An 18,596-nucleotide genomic window follows, 5' to 3' on the forward strand; every position below is an offset into this window, starting at 1 on the left:
CGATAAACCAGAAGGAGAGCCGATAAACCAGAGGGAGAGCCGATAAACCGGAAGGAGAGCCGATAAACCAGAGGGAGAGCCGATAAACCAGAGGGAGAGCCGATAAATGAGAAGGAGAGCTGATAAACCAGAAGGAGAGCCGATAAACGAGAAGGAGAGCCGCCGATAAACGAGAAGGAGAGCCGATAAACCAGAAGGAAAGCCGATAAACGAGAAGGATCGCCGATAAACGACAAGGCCCCCCCAATACCCCAAAATACCCACCGATAAAAACCCCCGTTACCCCGACCACAAAAGAACCGCCCCCCATCCACCTTCAAAACCACCAAACCTCATCAAAATCCCTCCTCCCAAAGCATCACCACCTACCTCCCATTACAAACTTCCTTTACATTTGTAACAATACCTTAATGCCAAGTTTCTACATCAACTCTCGAAATTTATAGGGAATCATTGTATAATAATCAGGTATGTATGATTTAACATAGATTCATATGTTTTAGACATAGACCATGATATAGAATGTTATACTTGATGAAGTACGGGAGGATTCATTGGAAATGACGAAACAACCAAGTAGGATACGTAACTATTTAGAGTATTTTTTTCTCATATTTATTTTGATTCAACCATTTTTGGATATTTCGGCATTTTTAGGGCTGATGCTTTCGGATGCCGTTAGGGTACTGGCGATGGCTGCTGGATTTGTTTATGTGTTGTTACATCCAAATAAAAAAATAAAAAATGTAGCAAGCCTATACATAGTGGTATTAGCTATTTTTATGTTGGGAAATTTGGCTAATAACTTTCTTGTTGATGAAAACTTTAATTTAATGAGAAACTTAACCTATAATATAAAATCGGCATTTGTAGCGGAAATGCTTGTTATCTATGCCCTTGTTTTTCTATCCATCAAGAAGCGGATGGATTGGCAAACGATCGTTCAACGTAATATTACGATTAGCTTGACGATTATCGGGATTGTCATGGTGATTGCAAGCCTTACAGGTACTGGGAAGAGATCCTATGGTTTCCTTCAAAAAGAAGGGCATTCCGGATGGTTCTTCTCTGGTAATGAATTAGGTGCTATATTGGCCATGGGGCTTGGAATCATGATTCTGTACATGCTCAATAAAAAAGCTCCCAAACGTAAATTATTGCTTTTACCAGGAATCATCATGGGTGCTTGGTCCATGTATATGCTAGGAACGAAGGTAGGTATTATAGCGGCGCTTGCCTTATTAGGATTTGGTGTTGCTATTGCTATCATCGAATTCTTTATGAAAAGAAGGAAATTTATCGATACGATTCTGTTAGGTATCGTTTTCTTAGCTGCGATTGCGTATATTCCGTTCTCCCCAGTAGTTCATAATATGGGACTGGACCTTTATGACGAGCATGAGTCGAACTTGGAAAAATTTGAGAACCCGGATCAGGAACAAGTGCCACTTCCTGAAGAAGAGCCAACCGTGGAGCAAAAAGAAAGGAACGCACTCTTATATCGAATCTTTAGTGGACGTACCGATTTCTTGATTTATACTGCTGTTCATTATGATGCAGCACCCGTATCCCAAAAGTTATTGGGGATGGGTCCGGCCCTCATATACTTAAATGGACAGCCGAAATTAATAGAGATGGACTTTTTTGATTGGTTCTTCGGTTATGGAATCATTGGTTTCCTTCTATTAATGGCGCCAATCGTTTACATGGCCTTTGTCATTATTAAACAACTATTCCAGCAGCGATTTCGAGCCTTGTTATCTCGAAATTATTGGATGGTTGCGATAGAGGTTGGATTAGGAGTTGGAATCGCCTTTATTGCGGGACATATCTTTTTAAACCCAGCATCAGGGATTTACTTTTCCATTCTATTAAGTTATTTATACGTGTTATCCTTACAGCCAGCAGACAAACTTCAAGAACAATGAACGGGAAAAAGGGGACAGGCTGTATATGTCAAAACATCAGAAAAAAATACTCGTTATCACCAATATGTATCCAAGTAAAAAGAATAAATCATTTGGTATCTTTGTAAAAAATCAGGTGGTTGCCTTACGAAAAAAAGGATTAAACGTGAATGTTGCTGCGATTAAGGATCAACGGATGGGAAAAGTTCATGTGCTGAAGAAGTACCTCAAGTGGGTTCTGCAAATCATGTTCCATCTGATTTTTAAAGGCGCAAGGTATGATACCGTTCACGTCCACTATGTTTTTCCTGGTGGTTTGTTCGGGCTGTTGTTTAAAAAATTATTTAAAACGCAGCTCATCGTAACCGCACATGGTGGGGATATCGATAAAATGGCTAGAAAAGGTCCTTTCTTTTTTAATCAAACGAAAAAGATTTTACAAAAGGCTGATTATGTCATTGCCGTAGGGGAAAAATTAAAACAAGATATCATTCATGATTTTTCGATACCAGAAGAAAAAATACAAATCATTAATATGGGCGTCAATCGAACGGTTTTTAAGCCCATGGACAAGAAACAGGCGAAAAAGGAATTGCATCTTTCCTTGGATGCTTTTCATATCCTATTCGTAGGGAATAAAATAAAAGCTAAGGGCTTGTACGAACTCGTGAAGGCCTATCAAATATTGAAAGAGAAATACCCTCATCTACAATTACATATCATTGGTGCCAACAAGGAACCGGGATTTTTGCAAGAGGTAGAAGAGGAGATTAGCACGAACAGAATAGAAGATGTTCATTTCTATCCTGCAAAAACGCAGAAGGAAATTGCGCGCTGGATGAGTGCTGCAGACACATTTGTACTCCCTTCCTATATGGAGGGATTTGGATTAGTCGCAGTAGAGGCAATGTCCTGCCAAACCCCTGTCGTCGGAAGTAATGTAGGAGGACTTGCCAGATTGCTACATAATGGATCTGGCATGCTTGTCGAACCACAGGATATCGATTCATTGAAAACCGGATTAGAAGAAGTCATTACAAACCATGAACTGAGACAAAGTATGATAAAATCAGGTGAGGAAAAGGCCAATGAAAATGATGAAGTGAAACAGATAGAAAAACTCTTGGCGGTTTATGGAATGATGGGAGCACGACAATAATGAAGAAAAGGCAAAAAAAGAATAAAAAGATTCTTTTCATATCATCCATCGGTGGTCATTTAACACAATTAATGCAGTTAAAGCCGTTATTTGAGGAATATGATTATCATATCGTTACGGAAAAATCGGAAATCACCTTGAAGCTTCGGGAAAAACATCCGATTTCCTATCTGGTATACGGCGCAAGGAATTATCCGGTGAAATATTTATTTAAGTTCTCCTATAATGTCATCAAATCCCTATTTATTTTTCTTCGTGAAAAGCCAGATATCGTGATAACAACAGGAGCGCACACATCGGTACCCATGTGCTATATTGCTAAGCTTTTTCGAAAAAAGGTTGTTTTTATTGAAAGCTTTGCGAAATCCAAGAGCCCAACACTTTCTGGTAGAATGGTTTACCCCATTGCCGACTTATTTATCGTTCAGTGGGAGACCATGAAGGAATTTTATCCAAATGCAGTACATGGAGGGTCTATTTATTGATACTTGTATTATTAGGAACCCACGAGCTTCCGTTTACAAGGCTGTTAAAGGAAGTCGAACGGTTAAAAGTTAACGGAACCATCGATGAGGAAATCATTGTACAAAATGGTCATACAAAATATGAAAGTGATGTCCTAACCTTGAAGCCATTTGTTAGCTTTGAGGAAATGGATCAACTCTATAATCAGGCTCGATTTGTTATCACACATGCCGGCACTGGGTCTGTCATTACTGGCCTAAAAAAAGGCAAAAAAGTCATTGCAGCAGCTCGACTAGAAAAGTACGGAGAGCATAATGATGATCACCAAATCGAATTGGTCAGCGTCTTCGTCGAACAAGGACACATTCTCAGCTGGGAAGACGGAGAGGATTTAGGAAACGTCATCCAGCAATTAGAAACCTTCGAACCCATCCCATTTCACTCGGAAAAAGAAAAGCTATTGGGGTTGTTGAGGGATTTTATTGAGAAGGCTTAGTGTCTTTCGTGAAGGAAATGGGCACCTTCATACCGTTACGGAAGTTTTATTCTGCTGAACTTCAAGCTTACGGTGAACATTCACCACTTAGGATGGAGTCGCCAAGAATGTGCGGTATGGTTCTGAAACACCCAAACGAAAGAGGTCTTACACTTGAAATCAAAATTAGGATTAGCTAGTCTCTTATTTTTTATTGCTTCCATTGTGCTGAAGATATCCGGTCTATTACGAGACATGGTCATTGCATTTTATTTTGGAGATAGCTATCAGGCTGATGCTTATTTAGCGGCATTTATTATTCCGAACATGTTTATTTTATTTATGACAACTGGGATGAAAAATGCCTTTGTTCCAAGCTATATTGAAGCATTAGAAAATAAAAGAGGAGCCTTCCATTTTGGTCAGGTTTTTAAAGGAACGATTATCGTCAGTCTGGTGATTTCTGTCATTGGAATGGCGCTTGCTCCTTTATACATTCCTCTGTTCTATCCAGAATTTCATGCGGATGCTAAGGAAATCGCTATAACGGTAGGGATTATTTTTTTCGCAACGATTTTTTTCGTTGGTATGAATTCCGTCCTAGAAGCATTTTTTGATTCAGAAAATAAATTTGCTCTATCGGTTGTCTCGCAAATTATCGTGCTACTCAGTTCGATTGCTGGGGCTATCCTTTTTGCTAACCAAATTGGCGTCTATTCCCTAGCCATCGGTTATTTGGTCGGTACGATTATATCCCTGATTTTCAAGCTTATATTAGTATTGCCACGTAAGGTTATGAAGCTGAAGGGGAAGTTCGATTGGATTGAAATCAAACAATTTTATTGGATTTTCATTCCCGTGGGGATTACTGTTGCGGTCGGGCAAATCAACCTGATGGTGGGAACGATTTTTGCCAGTTACTTTGAAGAAGGAGCCGTTACATACATTAATTACGCAAAAAACCTTGTTCATATTCCACAGGGGATCTTCGGTGTCACGATAGGAACGATTATTTTTCCCATGTTATCACGAGCCATCACCACCGATAACCGTGGCCTATTTAAACGAGGAATCGAGCAGGGGCTGTCGACGATGTATGTCATTTTGCTCCCATCAATCATCGGTATGTTTATTTTGATGCCCAATATTATCGAGTTATTTTACCAGCGTGGAGCATTTACCGCTAGTGCAACCATGGCTACATCACAGGTCGCTTATTTATATTTCGGATCGGTTTTATTTTTCAGCTTAAATAATATTATTAATAAAGGATTTTATTCGTTAAAGAAAGGCCACTTAATTTTATTAGTCAGTGGGATTTCCGTATTATCCAATATCATTTTTAACTTTATTTTCACGTCATGGCTTGGATATCGAGGGATTCCATTATCCGCATCGGTCAATGCGTTATTCTATGTCGGAGCTCAGTTTATTATCTTTTACAAATTGGTGGGTGGCTTGAATTTAACATACCTTTTCAAGGAATTTATGAAAATTACCATCGCAACTGCGATAATGGCTGCAGCTGTATGGCCCATCCTGCCATGGATAAGCGGCTGGCACAACATCGCACAAATCATCACCATTGCCATTGTTGGAGCAATCGTTTATGTAATCAGTATTATCGTATGCAAATCGCAACCATTCCTATTTTTAAAGGATAAGCTTTTAAAGAAAAAGCAGTAAGTTAAGGAGTTCACTTTAATGAATATCAAACAGTTAATCATGAATGTCGTAAAACCAATCAATATTCCAATCACTCGATGGATCCTAAAGCGTCATTATTCGGCGACGAAACCGCTGTCTGGCACATTAGGAGCGAAAAGGGTACTCGTATTAGCACCCCATATGGATGATGAGACCATTGGCCCTGGTGGGATTCTAAGGAAGCATGCCAATGAAGGCGCCGAAGTCCATGTGGCGATAATTACGGATGGATCGAGTAGTGTCAGTGACCTCAGTAAGGAAGCGTTAACTGCTGCACGTATGAAGGAAATGGATGAAGTAAAATCAATTCTAGGCATTCATACCATTCATTATTTGGGTCTACCAGATGGCGGGGTAAAAAGCAATGAAGCGTCCCAAAGCAAGGTGGAAAGCCTGATAAACGACATCGAACCAGATATCATCTATTCCACTCCTTTTGTGGATGCGCACCCCGATCATACAGCTACCGTAAAAACTTTGTCTGACGTATTGAAGAAAAGACAACAGAAGGATACGGTTGTCCGTTTGTATGAAATCAACTGTCCATTTCCACCAACCCATGTTAATTGTGTGGTGGATATCTCAGAAACCATGGCAGACAAACAAAAAGCCATCGATGTATTTTCATCACAAGTCATCGCTTTTGATGGGTTTGTGGAATTAAATCGTTTGAAAAGCAAAATGGTTAACCAGTCCATCAAATATGCGGAGGTCTTTATGGAGTTCACTCCAAAGAAATTGAATCACCATTGCGACACGCTTGATAAACATCGCGAATCCTTTCCTCACGTATTCAAACAAGCGAATCGTACCGATACATTATTATGGGCCATATACAAAAACAATAAATGGAAAACCAAACTTTACGAAGATAGCTGATAATGCTATCTTTTTTATATATTAGAAGAACATCGTTAGAAATTGAGCTCTAAAATATATGTTGGGGTTTTAGTAAAATTTAAGCATAAAAAAACACGCAAGCTCCTATATCCTTTAAACTTGAATTGACGAGAAACAAGTGGATAGGAGTTGCGTGTATATGTATTTTAACATGAAATTACCTGGATTAGAAGAAATGAAAATAACGAAAACAGAGGAGATAGAGGGATCCTTTCATATTCATGTTCAGTTGCCAAAAAAACCTCATAAATGCCCTTCTTGTGGGGAGATAACAGAGCGTATTCATGATTATCGAGTGCAAAAAATTCAGCATTTAAAATTGTTTGAACGTAGAACCTATATTTTTTATCGTAAGCGTCGTTATAGGTGTGAGTGTGGAAAGAGGTTTGTAGAAAACAATAATATTGTCTATCGTTATCAGCGACATACGGTGGAATGGAATCAGGCGTTAGGTTTTCGAGTGATAAAGGGGAAGAATTTCAAGGATACTGCTGCCCAATTTCATACGTCATCCAATACAGCTATGCGACGTTTTGATAACGTATCAGCTGGTAAATTACGTGAGGTTAAAGCTCTGCCACGGGTAATAGCGATCGATGAATATAAGGGCGATACAAATAAAGGTAAATATCAAACCATTATCGGTAATGGTGAGACAGGTGAGCCTTTGGATATTCTTCCTGATCGGTCCGTAAAAACGGTGAAAAAGTATCTACAGGAAAAGGGAGAAAAAGTAGAAATAGTCATTATGGATATGAGTCATAGCTTTAAATCAGCTGTTCAACAAGCATTGGGGAATCCTATTATTATAGCGGATCGATTTCATTTCTGTCGTTATATTTATTGGGCACTCGAACGTGTGCGAAGACGAGTTCAAAAAGAATTCCACCCTTATGATCGTAAAAAGTGCAAGCGAATGAAGCATGTATTTTATAAGCATTATGAAGCCCTTAGCGCAAAACAACATTGGTACTTAGAAAGATATTTAGGGTTATCAGAAGATTTGAGAACAGCTTATGGGTTAAAAGAATCTTATCGAACTTGGTTTGAAGAAGCAAAGAAAATAGGAAAAGATAATATGAAAGAGGTTAAAGAAGGGCTGTATCAGTTTTATACGCAAGTAAAAGATGCGGGTTTAGAGGAATTTGAAAAAGCGATACAGACGCTACAAAATTGGCAACCTGAAATATTGAACAGCTTTGCCTTTGGGTATAGTAATGGGTTTATTGAAGGATTGAATAATCAAACAAAGGTTATCAAGAGAAATGCTTTTGGATTCAAGAGATATGATCGATTGAGATTAAGGGTATTATTACACCATCAATTTAAATCCGTAGCCAATTCAATAGGTTAAAGGGGTAGGAGCTAATAGCCCCACCCCAACATTTGACTTAGAACCAGAAATTGAGCCATTCGCTAGTGTCTGCGAGTGGGTTGAAGGAGAATAAACATGACTGTACGTTTTTATAAAAATGGTGACGAAGAACAAATACAAGCTTTATTTAAGAAGGTATTTCACAAGGAACGTGCCATCAAAGATTGGAAATGGAAATTTATCGACCATCCACTACAAACCAATCCCTTTATTCTTGTGTTTGAGGAAGAAGGAAAGATACTCGGACATATTGCATTATGGGTATCGGAAGCGTTTATAAATGGGAAGGTGAAGGAAATTGCATTACGAGTCGATACCATGGTAGACCCTGATGCAAGGGGGAAAGGCATCTATAACCAACTGAATAGGACCATGTTAGAGGAGGCTGAGAAACATAATATTGACCTGCTCTATGGGTTTCCAGCACCAAAAGCCAAAGAGCTACTATTGAAGTCTACGGGCGCTATTCATGTAGATAATATAGCAAGATATGTCTACATCATGGACCCGACATCCCTTGCCGCAGCTATCCTACCAGTACTTTCTCCACTCAAGGGGCTTGGAAAGATATATAAGCATTTGCAAATGAAAAAGGTAAAACAACTTGTCCTTCCAACAGGCTGGAAATGGGAGAAAGTAGATCGTTTTGATGAGTCGTATACAACCTTGGCAGGGGAAACGAAACACGTAAAACCGATTATGTTAAAAAGGGATGCTGATTATTTAAATTGGCGTTTCATGGAGCATCCATATTATAACTATTCCGTTTTCCAATTAACCCAGAACGAAAAATCCCAAGGCTATGTTGTGATTAAAAAGGAAGAGGTCGACTTTAAAAAGGGAAGAATAACCATCGGATCCATTGTCGATGTCCTTGCTTACAATGACGAAGAAACCTGGAAACACCTCCTATACGGAGCCATCCAACAATTATCCGATGTCGACATCATCCAAACATGGATGATGTCCGATACCATGTCCTCCGAAATATTAGAAAAGATTGGATTTAAATTAAAAGACCGACCCATGCCACTTGTGATTCATGATATAGCTAATGATGCAGAAGCAAATGCAGGCCATCACACAAGCTGGTGGATAACGCAAGGGGATGTAGATTCGTTTTAATGAGTGGTGCATGAGCAGGGTGTTGGAGGAGGAGGAGAGCCGATAAACGTGAAGGATCGCCGATAAACGTGAAGGATCGCCGATAAACAGGAAGGATCGCCGATAANCATGATTATCGAGTGCAAAAAATTCAGCATTTAAAATTGTTTGAACGTAGAACCTATATTTTTTATCGTAAGCGTCGTTATAGGTGTGAGTGTGGAAAGAGGTTTGTAGAAAACAATAATATTGTCTATCGTTATCAGCGACATACGGTGGAATGGAATCAGGCGTTAGGTTTTCGAGTGATAAAGGGGAAGAATTTCAAGGATACTGCTGCCCAATTTCATACGTCATCCAATACAGCTATGCGACGTTTTGATAACGTATCAGCTGGTAAATTACGTGAGGTTAAAGCTCTGCCACGGGTAATAGCGATCGATGAATATAAGGGCGATACAAATAAAGGTAAATATCAGACCATTATCGGTAATGGTGAGACAGGTGAGCCTTTGGATATTCTTCCTGATCGGTCCGTAAAAACGGTGAAAAAGTATCTACAGGAAAAGGGAGAAAAAGTAGAAATAGTCATTATGGATATGAGTCATAGCTTTAAATCAGCTGTTCAACAAGCATTGGGGAATCCTATTATTATAGCGGATCGATTTCATTTCTGTCGTTATATTTATTGGGCACTCGAACGTGTGCGAAGACGAGTTCAAAAAGAATTCCACCCTTATGATCGTAAAAAGTGCAAGCGAATGAAGCATGTATTTTATAAGCATTATGAAGCCCTTAGCGCAAAACAACATTGGTACTTAGAAAGATATTTAGGGTTATCAGAAGATTTGAGAACAGCTTATGGGTTAAAAGAATCTTATCGAACTTGGTTTGAAGAAGCAAAGAAAATAGGAAAAGATAATATGAAAGAGGTTAAAGAAGGGCTGTATCAGTTTTATACGCAAGTAAAAGATGCGGGTTTAGAGGAATTTGAAAAAGCGATACAGACGCTACAAAATTGGCAACCTGAAATATTGAACAGCTTTGCCTTTGGGTATAGTAATGGGTTTATTGAAGGATTGAATAATCAAACAAAGGTTATCAAGAGAAATGCCTTTGGATTCAAGAGATATGATCGATTGAGATTAAGGGTATTATTACACCATCAATTTAAATCCGTAGCCAATTCAATAGGTTAAAGGGGTAGGAGCTAATAGCCCCACCCCAACATTTGACTTAGAACCAGAAATTGAGCCATTCGCTAGTGTCTGCGAGTGGGTTGAAGGAGAATAAACATGACTGTACGTTTTTATAAAAATGGTGACGAAGAACAAATACAAGCTTTATTTAAGAAGGTATTTCACAAGGAACGTGCCATCAAAGATTGGAAATGGAAATTTATCGACCATCCACTACAAACCAATCCCTTTATTCTTGTGTTTGAGGAAGAAGGAAAGATACTCGGACATATTGCATTATGGGTATCGGAAGCGTTTATAAATGGGAAGGTGAAGGAAATTGCATTACGAGTCGATACCATGGTAGACCCTGATGCAAGGGGGAAAGGCATCTATAACCAACTGAATAGGACCATGTTAGAGGAGGCTGAGAAACATAATATTGACCTGCTCTATGGGTTTCCAGCACCAAAAGCCAAAGAGCTACTATTGAAGTCTACGGGCGCTATTCATGTAGATAATATAGCAAGATATGTCTACATCATGGACCCGACATCCCTTGCCGCAGCTATCCTACCAGTACTTTCTCCACTCAAGGGGCTTGGAAAGATATATAAGCATTTGCAAATGAAAAAGGTAAAACAACTTGTCCTTCCAACAGGCTGGAAATGGGAGAAAGTAGATCGTTTTGATGAGTCGTATACAACCTTGGCAGGGGAAACGAAACACGTAAAACCGATTATGTTAAAAAGGGATGCTGATTATTTAAATTGGCGTTTCATGGAGCATCCATATTATAACTATTCCGTTTTCCAATTAACCCAGAACGAAAAATCCCAAGGCTATGTTGTGATTAAAAAGGAAGAGGTCGACTTTAAAAAGGGAAGAATAACCATCGGATCCATTGTCGATGTCCTTGCTTACAATGACGAAGAAACCTGGAAACACCTCCTATACGGAGCCATCCAACAATTATCCGATGTCGACATCATCCAAACATGGATGATGTCCGATACCATGTCCTCCGAAATATTAGAAAAGATTGGATTTAAATTAAAAGACCGACCCATGCCACTTGTGATTCATGATATAGCTAATGATGCAGAAGCAAATGCAGGCCATCACACAAGCTGGTGGATAACGCAAGGGGATGTAGATTCGTTTTAATGAGTGGTGCATGAGCAGGGTGTTGGAGGAGGAGGAGAGCCGATAAACGTGAAGGATCGCCGATAAACGTGAAGGATCGCCGATAAACAGGAAGGATCGCCGATAACCGTGAAGGAAAGCTGATAAACGTGAAGGATCGCCGATAAACGTGAAGGAAAGCCGATAAACGTGAAGGAGCGCCGATAACCGTGAAGGAGAGCCGATAAACGTGAAGGAGAGCCGATAACCGTGAAGGAGCGCTGATAACCGTGAAGGAGAGCCGATAAACTGGAGGGAGCGCCGATAAACTGGTACGAGAGCTGATAAATCAGAAGGAGAGCTGATAAATCAGAAGGAGAGCTGATAAATCAGAAGGAGTGCTGATAAACGTGGAACACCGCCGATAAACCAGGAGCAAAGCTTTTCTTAGGAGACCATACATCAAGCACCCCGTTTCATCGTTCAATCTATCCTAGAGCTAACATGTACCGCACGTATTGTTGTTAATTTACACAAAAAAAATAGTCACCCAATCAATCAGAAGGTGAACTATTTCTTAAGAAAAATTTTAACGAGGTCAGCTGCTCTTCATGCAGCTTATAGTTGGTTAGGGTGAGTGTTCCAGCACTCACCCTATATTTTTGAACAGTAATTTTTGCGCGGCATCGAATCACCAACCCATCGGTACTACGGATAAATGGGCGCTATCGAATAGATACGCGCACCATCGAATATATGCCATAAATCATGCACCCCCAAAAAACCAAAGCCAACCCACTCAATCAGTCAGTCGGATGATAAGTTTTCTCTATCAGCTGCTTGTGGGGGTTGTTCCATCCAATTGTTGTCTATCATAATGTTCACGCCGTCTTCCACGTAAAGGGAGACATCCAATAGAAATTTGGCATACATCGCTCCGACATCTCGTCTTCCGTTGAGGGACGCTCCATTTGCATAGGTCCTAATTTTCATGGAAAACATATCGATCTTATGGAATAGCATCATCCGATCCGAAAAAGGTGGCTCCGTCGAATCGGTTACCAAATGTTCTAATAAACCTGGGGCAGGCAAATTATCATGATTTAGTTTTTCCGTTGCTGCGCTGATATGCCTCTGGTTCAAATTCTTTCCACGTACGAAATACTTCTTTACTTTCGGATCTTTTGCCACTTGACTAAAGGCGACGAGTAGGGCTTTGCTTGTTTCATCGTTATTGATATTGGCAAATAAATGGCCAATCTCTAACCCATGGAGGGTTCTTTTATTTCCGAAGAATCCGGTTAGATAACTTTGACTATCGATAAAGTCTATGTCATCTGGTGTCGGTATTTCCGGAGAATTTCGTAAAAGTCCCTTTGCTTCTAAGGCATCATTAACTTTTGCCATTAAGTTTGCCGTTTTGGTTAAAGTGTCTATAAAAAACGAACGAATATCTTTTCTTGTCATCATAGGGATGGCGACATGATAAATGCTCATCCCAGCTTTCCCTACATAGGATAGATAATATAGGTAAAAATCATCCTGAAATAGCCTGGGAGCATTTAGATTGACATCCTTATCCGTAAAACCAACTGGAACAGGGAAATTACTTTCTTCAAAAAATAGTAGAACAGATTCTAAAATAGAGTTGGTTAATATTAAGGCATCATCTAGTACTTTTTTTATTTGGTCGTCTTTCACATGGTTAAGAAAATACGTTAAAATACACTTTGCCATGGTATTGGCAGCATAAACTGCCCATAATTTACCCATCTCAGCTGAAGTTAAAACCTTCTGAGGATTATCCTTTACCATTATTATAAGCTCCTATCTTTTGTTGTTTCAGCTTACGGATGCTGTCTCGCATAAAAATGGAGATGCCCCGCTGAATATAATATACCCAATAAGTAAACCTTCTTGAATTGCCATAAAAAAAGAAAAAAAGGAATGTGATTATCAAAATTCCAAAATAAATTTTTTTCATATAGACCACCCTGTCATGTTGACTATTTGGTTTAAGGATATTGTTTACAAAAACCATTATTTTATGTAAAAATTTAGGAAATGAAATTGGGAGTGAGGACAGTTAGAATTAGCGCAGTAGGATATCAAATGTATTATTATATTTAACGACTTTATCGGATTTCAAGCTCACTCAAATATGCTTTTCTGTTCCATGATCCATCTTGCACCAAAGAACAACTACTTAAAAAAGCAGGCATTATTTTCCCACAACACTTTATGAGGAAAATCGCATAGTTTAGAAATAGAAGCGAATAAGTAGGAGGATGGTTATCATGAATGATTGGCTGACGAGCTTAAAAACAAAAACACCTCAAGAGGGATACGAATTAGCCATCGAGTTAGCAAGAAAAGGTGTGGGATATATCCAACCTTCCGAAAAGATTAGAAAAAAATTACGATCGAAATATGCGAAGGATGCAGATAGTCTTATGTTTGCCTCACAAGTCATCGCTATTCACTTTCAAACCGTTGCTGCAGCAAATAACTATTGGAAAGACAAACGGTCCTGAATCGAGTAGCTGAGTATTGGATATTCGTACATTTGTTGGAAGGCTGATAACCGTGGAGTATTGCTGATAAAAGGGGCGAAGCGCTGATAAATCATGAGGAAAGCTGATAAAAGGGTACGAGCGCCGATTACTGTGTAGGAACGCCGATATATGTATACGAAAGCCGATAACTCGGAAGGAACGCCGATATATGTATACGAAAGCCGATAACTCGAAAGGAACACCGATATATGTATACGAAAGCCGATAACCCGGAAGGAACACCGATATATGTATACGAAGGCTGATAAATCGGAAGGAACACCGATAACTGTGTAGGAAAGCCGATAAATCGAAAGGAACGCCGATATATGTATACGAAAGCCGATAACTCGGAAGGAACGCCGATATATGTATACGAACGCTGATAAATCGAAAGGAACACCGGTATATGTGTACGAAAGCCGATAAATCGGAAGGAACGCCGATATATGTATACGAAAGCCGATAACTCGGAAGGAACACCGATATATGTATACGAGCGCCGATAAATTGAAAGGAACACCGATAACTGTGAAGCACCGCTGATAAATAAAACGAATGGCATCCCTATGTTTCTGTGGAATGAGTAATGGAGAAATTACCTCCTATTCCAATTCCCTTTAGAATAGGAGGATTTACGGAGATGAGTTCCGACGGGTGTTCCGACCGGCTGTAATGGTGAAAGTATGGGGACGGTTTTACCTACGCACACAGTGTTGGATGATTTGTGATTGGTTGAATGAATGGTGAGGAACGCCGATACGTATCGGGAAAAGCTGAAAGGGTTGTGGAAAAGGATAAATCAGGGTTGCTAAACCTCATCATGGATTTTGTGGCCTCAGTTACCGTCCCCCTAAATCCGCATCATGTAAAAACGTTTTTAGTAACTATAAACGCTTGCGCATGTGTTCGCCTGTGGCTCATAATAACAATGTTGTTTATATTGTCCTGCAAATGGTTGATCATACCATGTAGGTGGACACGGAGCAAACGGATTAAAATACCAAAGAGAATACTTAGAAGGGTGCTGTCCCCAATACTTTACTACTTTTCGTGCCAATCTTTTCTCTGCATTTCTTGCTGGACTATAAAATAAACTGCCTTTCTGTACGGCTTCAAAGGCAAAATTTCCACCTTGAACTTGAAAAATAACTTCTCGTATGGTTCTTATATCCTGAAAATCTAAACAATCAGCTACGGCTCGGTTTACAATAACGTTCCCAACCATCAGCATCCCTAGTTTTCCTTCCCCTACAGCCTCTGCCCGCATCATCCGTGCAATTAAATTAATGTCACTGTTTCGATATTTTACTCTGGCCATCTTTATCACCTCCACTTTGCATTGTATTACGTCCAGTCTAAAAAAATGTCAAATGGTTCCATTTATCGTAGGTTAAGGGGCAGTAATACCCCCACCTCTAAAATGGGGGAAATATGAATCATTTTAGGTGGGGGAGGGCCTTGTGTCATACCCTTGTGGTATAAACTGCCCCTAAAAGCCCGATTCGTTCATCTACCAATCAGTGGGGGATGAAAGAAAACACCCACTGATTGGGCTTCACTTTATTGGGTGAATGGCGACAATCCATGCGTATGAGGTGCCTTATACAAAAACGCCTAGCTCTCCATAGGGGCTAGGCGTTTCTCCTTCTTTTTTTCTTTTTGGCTAAAGCTCTATGTTGGATAACTTCCAATGCCAGGTCTGGTGTTTGCTGGGCTTCTTGTTGAAACTTCCGAACAGCTTTGTTCAATACGAAGGATCGGTGCCTGTCCTGTAGGCTATGGATGGCCATGTCAAATAGGGTTTGCTCGTTCCAGTCATTGGAGTCGACACTTCCGGCTAGTGGCTGATCACACATGGCGGCGAAAGAGGTTATTTTCGGATCATAGGAAATGGCAACAAAGGGTGTATAGCTAATGGCGGAGAAGATGAGGGCATGTAATCTCATGCCGATTAATAGCTTCGACTCGCCAATCACGGTCACTTTTTCCTCAGGCGACAAATCACCGGGGGCCATAAAGCTTTCTTCCTTCATCATAGCAGCGGTTTCCTGAGATGCCTGTTCATCCTGTTCTCCATGCATCGGAACAAAAACAATCGCATATCCGGCTTGAGCTAAGAGATCGAGACTGGCTGCAATTTTCCGTTTATACGGTTTATCGGTCTCCCAGTTCCGAACACTGACGGTAATATAGGGCTGCCCGTCAGGTAAATCTGGTTGCCAATCACAGCTAACAGGTTCATACTGTAGGGCAAGCACGGGATCAGGGACAATTGTTTTCTCCTTTTTTACTCCTACTTGCTCTAATAACTCCTTGGAAAAGGAATCTCGAACCGTGATGCTGTCCACCTTATTCAAGATGCGTTTGACAATCCATTGATTTAGCTTCCGGTCGATTGGGCCAATCCCTTGGGCGTATATAAAAACAGGTTTTCGGTAATGTTTGGCCATTCGGATAATGGCTGTATAATAAGGGATAGATTTCGGCCCTGTCTTATCTTGCAGGAGACTTCCACCACCGCTAATTAATCCATCCGCTTTTTTCAAGAGACGACATATCTTATGTATTTTCCATCGGCTAATTGCATGTACTCCATAGGCATTCCTGGTTTTTTCAGGCTGATGGGATAGAACGGTAATTTTTATATCGGCTTTTCGTTTTTTCAATGCTTGGATAATGGCAACGAGAATTGCTTCATCACCCGTATTATCGAACCCGTAGTAACCGGAGATAACGACATGCATGACTTTCACCTCTTCTGTATTGCTTTCCATTGGTACGGGTTACCATTCGTGGGTCAAATACCTACAGCCTGATGGTACCACCATGTATATTCTTTCAATCCTCTTTCTTCCAACGCTTCCCAATAAGAGGAAGCCCATGTAAATCTTTCTTTGTTATAACCTTTAATCCGTACAAGCTCAGTAAATAAAATAAGCCACCGATCACGGATGCTAGCAAAATATAAGCTGCTGCTTCCCATCGATTCCAAGCTTCGAATGACATAGAAAGGTTTGGAACGCCAACGATTACACCCATGATAATGGATAGGATGATCATCAATCCTACATTTTTCGAGTATACCGTAAAATTCTGTTTCCGGTAAATCAAAATCGTGTTCATGGCAAATAGAATCATGTAGACCAATAAGGTAGCGATGGCAGCCCCATGTAAACCAAGCATAGGGACAAAGATGACATTGGCAACCATTTTCATGACCACACCAATTAGTATAATCCAAGCAGCATGACGAGCTAGATTCAATCCTTGTAAAATTCCTGTCCCGACAATCGTTAGGGAAATAAAGGCAGAGCCCAGGTTGATGATCGCCAGGACCATGCTTCCCTCTGTATTGGTAAATAACGCGAGATTGATAGGTACAGTCAAGGCAAGTAAGCCAAATGCAACCGGCCATGCGATGAGATGGGTTAAGCGATGAATCTTATCGATCACATTCCGTATACCGATGTGATCCCCTTTCGCTAACTTGGAAGTAATCAGGGGAACAATCGGTAGGACAACCGATGTTGCAAAGACCGTGGCAATTTGTACAATGGCAAGGCCTCTACCATAAATACCATATAAATAATTCACATCGCCATCCGCTACCCCGCCTAACCGCAGTCCAAATGGGATGGTAAACGCATCGACAACATTCATCAATGCCATCGTAATCGAACCAATCGCAATCGGAATGGATAGCTTAAGAACCCGTTTACTCCATAGCTTGAATTGCTGAAAGGAAAACCTGCCCCCTGAAGCAGCTCGACTGGAGAAACGCTTGTATGTAAACTTCAGATAAACTAAAGAAGCGGTGGCACCTAATACGGAACCAACCATGACACCACCAGCAACCACATCATTGGAAAAATCCTGGATGACTAGATAATAAGCAAGGACAAGAATAACGCCAACACGAACGAATTGTTCAATCACTTGAGAAATGGCAGTTGGTTTCATATCCCCAAATCCTTGAAAATATCCACGATAAATCGCCATATAGGGTGCTATGATTAATGTAAAGGAAACGATAATAAGAGCAGGCCTTGTCGCTGGCCCACCTAATGCATTCGCAATCGGTGTGGAAAAAAGATAAATCACTAGAAAACTAGTAAACCCAAATAATAGGGATAAAATGCGTACGGTTTTATAGATAAAGGGAACATCTTCCAGACGACCATCCGCCTGTGCTTTGGCGATTAATTGCGAGATGGCTAAAGGAATCCCAGCAACCGATAAATACAGTGCGACCATATAGACCGGATAGACCAAGCTGAAAATGCCCAGCACCTCATCACCCGCAATATTTTGTAGAGGAACCCGAAAGATACTCCCTAATACTTTCGATAATAAAGTGGCAATGGTTAAAACCATCGTGCTTTTCACAAGGGTTGATTTACTCATAATTAGTCCCCTTTAATAAACAAAGGCTCTTCCTATATGTGGTTACGTTTAATCACCATTTGAAGGTGTATGTACATTCGTTGGTGCATGTTGATCCTCACTACGGGAATGATCTTGTCGTGCGAAAAGGGTAGCACCGCCGATAAATCAGGCGCATCGCCGATAAACCGGGAGGAACGCCGATAAATCAGGAGTACCGCCGATAAACTGGAAGGAACGCTGATAAACCAGGCGCACCG

The 18,596-nt window shown here is 40.3% G+C and carries 15 protein-coding genes and 1 pseudogene; 11 read left to right on the forward strand and 5 right to left on the reverse strand.

Translation table 11 applies throughout. The features are described 5' to 3' along the window. Nucleotides 1-329, reverse strand: a 329-nt coding sequence (locus CAO17_RS21495) for a hypothetical protein (RefSeq protein WP_218775581.1), incomplete at its 3' end; no start/stop codon positions are given. Nucleotides 330-560: 231 nt separating this feature from the next. Here CAO17_RS21495 and CAO17_RS19225 point away from each other — a divergent pair. From CAO17_RS19225 to CAO17_RS19275, 10 genes and pseudogenes are all read left to right on the forward strand, one after another. Next, nucleotides 561-1,928: an O-antigen ligase family protein gene (locus CAO17_RS19225; protein ID WP_143833785.1), complete on the forward strand. Its 1,368-nt coding sequence runs from the start codon at nt 561-563 to the stop codon at nt 1,926-1,928. Between the two features lie 25 nt (nt 1,929-1,953). Continuing rightward, nucleotides 1,954-3,066, forward strand: a complete 1,113-nt coding sequence (locus CAO17_RS19230; protein WP_245831875.1) for a glycosyltransferase — start codon at nt 1,954-1,956, stop codon at nt 3,064-3,066. Further along, entirely contained in the window at nt 3,066-3,551 is a 486-nt protein-coding gene (pssD, locus tag CAO17_RS19235) for a PssD/Cps14F family polysaccharide biosynthesis glycosyltransferase (RefSeq protein WP_085994104.1), read from the forward strand. Before CAO17_RS19230 ends, pssD begins: the two co-directional genes overlap by 1 nt. Beyond that, on the forward strand, nt 3,548-4,027 hold the full coding sequence (gene pssE, locus CAO17_RS19240; protein ID WP_085994105.1) for a PssE/Cps14G family polysaccharide biosynthesis glycosyltransferase: 480 nt from the start codon (nt 3,548-3,550) through the stop codon (nt 4,025-4,027). The genes pssD and pssE overlap by 4 nt, the downstream gene beginning before the upstream one ends. Before the next feature lie 153 nt (nt 4,028-4,180). Then, on the forward strand, nt 4,181-5,692 hold the full coding sequence (gene murJ, locus CAO17_RS19250; RefSeq protein WP_085994107.1) for a murein biosynthesis integral membrane protein MurJ: 1,512 nt from the start codon (nt 4,181-4,183) through the stop codon (nt 5,690-5,692). An 18-nt stretch (nt 5,693-5,710) separates the two neighbouring features. Continuing rightward, a complete protein-coding gene (locus CAO17_RS19255) occupies nt 5,711-6,592 on the forward strand; it encodes a PIG-L deacetylase family protein (protein WP_085994108.1) in 882 nt (293 codons plus the stop codon). Between the two features lie 154 nt (nt 6,593-6,746). Further along, a complete protein-coding gene (locus CAO17_RS19260; protein ID WP_085991018.1) occupies nt 6,747-7,967 on the forward strand; it encodes an ISL3 family transposase in 1,221 nt (406 codons plus the stop codon). A gap of 96 nt (nt 7,968-8,063) precedes the next feature. Further along, nucleotides 8,064-9,113 (forward strand): GNAT family N-acetyltransferase, encoded by a 1,050-nt coding sequence (locus CAO17_RS19265; RefSeq protein ID WP_085994109.1) that lies wholly within the window; start codon nt 8,064-8,066, stop codon nt 9,111-9,113. Between the two features lie 107 nt (nt 9,114-9,220). Continuing rightward, a pseudogene (locus tag CAO17_RS19270) lies at nt 9,221-10,291 on the forward strand (ISL3 family transposase); the annotation flags it as partial. 96 nt (nt 10,292-10,387) lie between these two features. Continuing rightward, a complete protein-coding gene (locus CAO17_RS19275; protein ID WP_085994109.1) occupies nt 10,388-11,437 on the forward strand; it encodes a GNAT family N-acetyltransferase in 1,050 nt (349 codons plus the stop codon). Nucleotides 11,438-12,202: 765 nt separating this feature from the next. On the opposite strand, the gene CAO17_RS19280 is transcribed toward CAO17_RS19275, so the two are convergent. Further along, a complete protein-coding gene (locus tag CAO17_RS19280; protein ID WP_085994110.1) occupies nt 12,203-13,210 on the reverse strand; it encodes a DUF3231 family protein in 1,008 nt (335 codons plus the stop codon). A gap of 482 nt (nt 13,211-13,692) precedes the next feature. Here CAO17_RS19280 and CAO17_RS19290 point away from each other — a divergent pair, with 482 nt between their 5' ends. Continuing rightward, on the forward strand, nt 13,693-13,929 hold the full coding sequence (locus CAO17_RS19290; RefSeq protein ID WP_179151991.1) for a hexameric tyrosine-coordinated heme protein: 237 nt from the start codon (nt 13,693-13,695) through the stop codon (nt 13,927-13,929). Between the two features lie 901 nt (nt 13,930-14,830). Here CAO17_RS19290 and CAO17_RS19295 read toward each other — a convergent pair. From CAO17_RS19295 to CAO17_RS19305, 3 genes are all read right to left on the reverse strand, one after another. After that, nucleotides 14,831-15,271 (reverse strand): cell wall hydrolase, encoded by a 441-nt coding sequence (locus CAO17_RS19295; protein ID WP_085994112.1) that lies wholly within the window; start codon nt 15,269-15,271, stop codon nt 14,831-14,833. Nucleotides 15,272-15,584: 313 nt separating this feature from the next. Next, complete coding sequence (gene csaB / locus CAO17_RS19300; protein ID WP_245831876.1) at nt 15,585-16,727, reverse strand: polysaccharide pyruvyl transferase CsaB; 1,143 nt, start codon at nt 16,725-16,727, stop codon at nt 15,585-15,587. Nucleotides 16,728-16,791: 64 nt separating this feature from the next. After that, the gene (locus tag CAO17_RS19305; protein WP_085994114.1) at nt 16,792-18,357 is read right to left on the reverse strand and encodes a putative polysaccharide biosynthesis protein; all 1,566 of its coding nucleotides are present in this window, start codon (nt 18,355-18,357) and stop codon (nt 16,792-16,794) included. Nucleotides 18,358-18,596 lie beyond the last annotated feature (239 nt).

The organism is Oceanobacillus senegalensis, assembly GCF_900176885.1.
Lineage (GTDB): Bacteria > Bacillota > Bacilli > Bacillales > Amphibacillaceae > Oceanobacillus > Oceanobacillus senegalensis.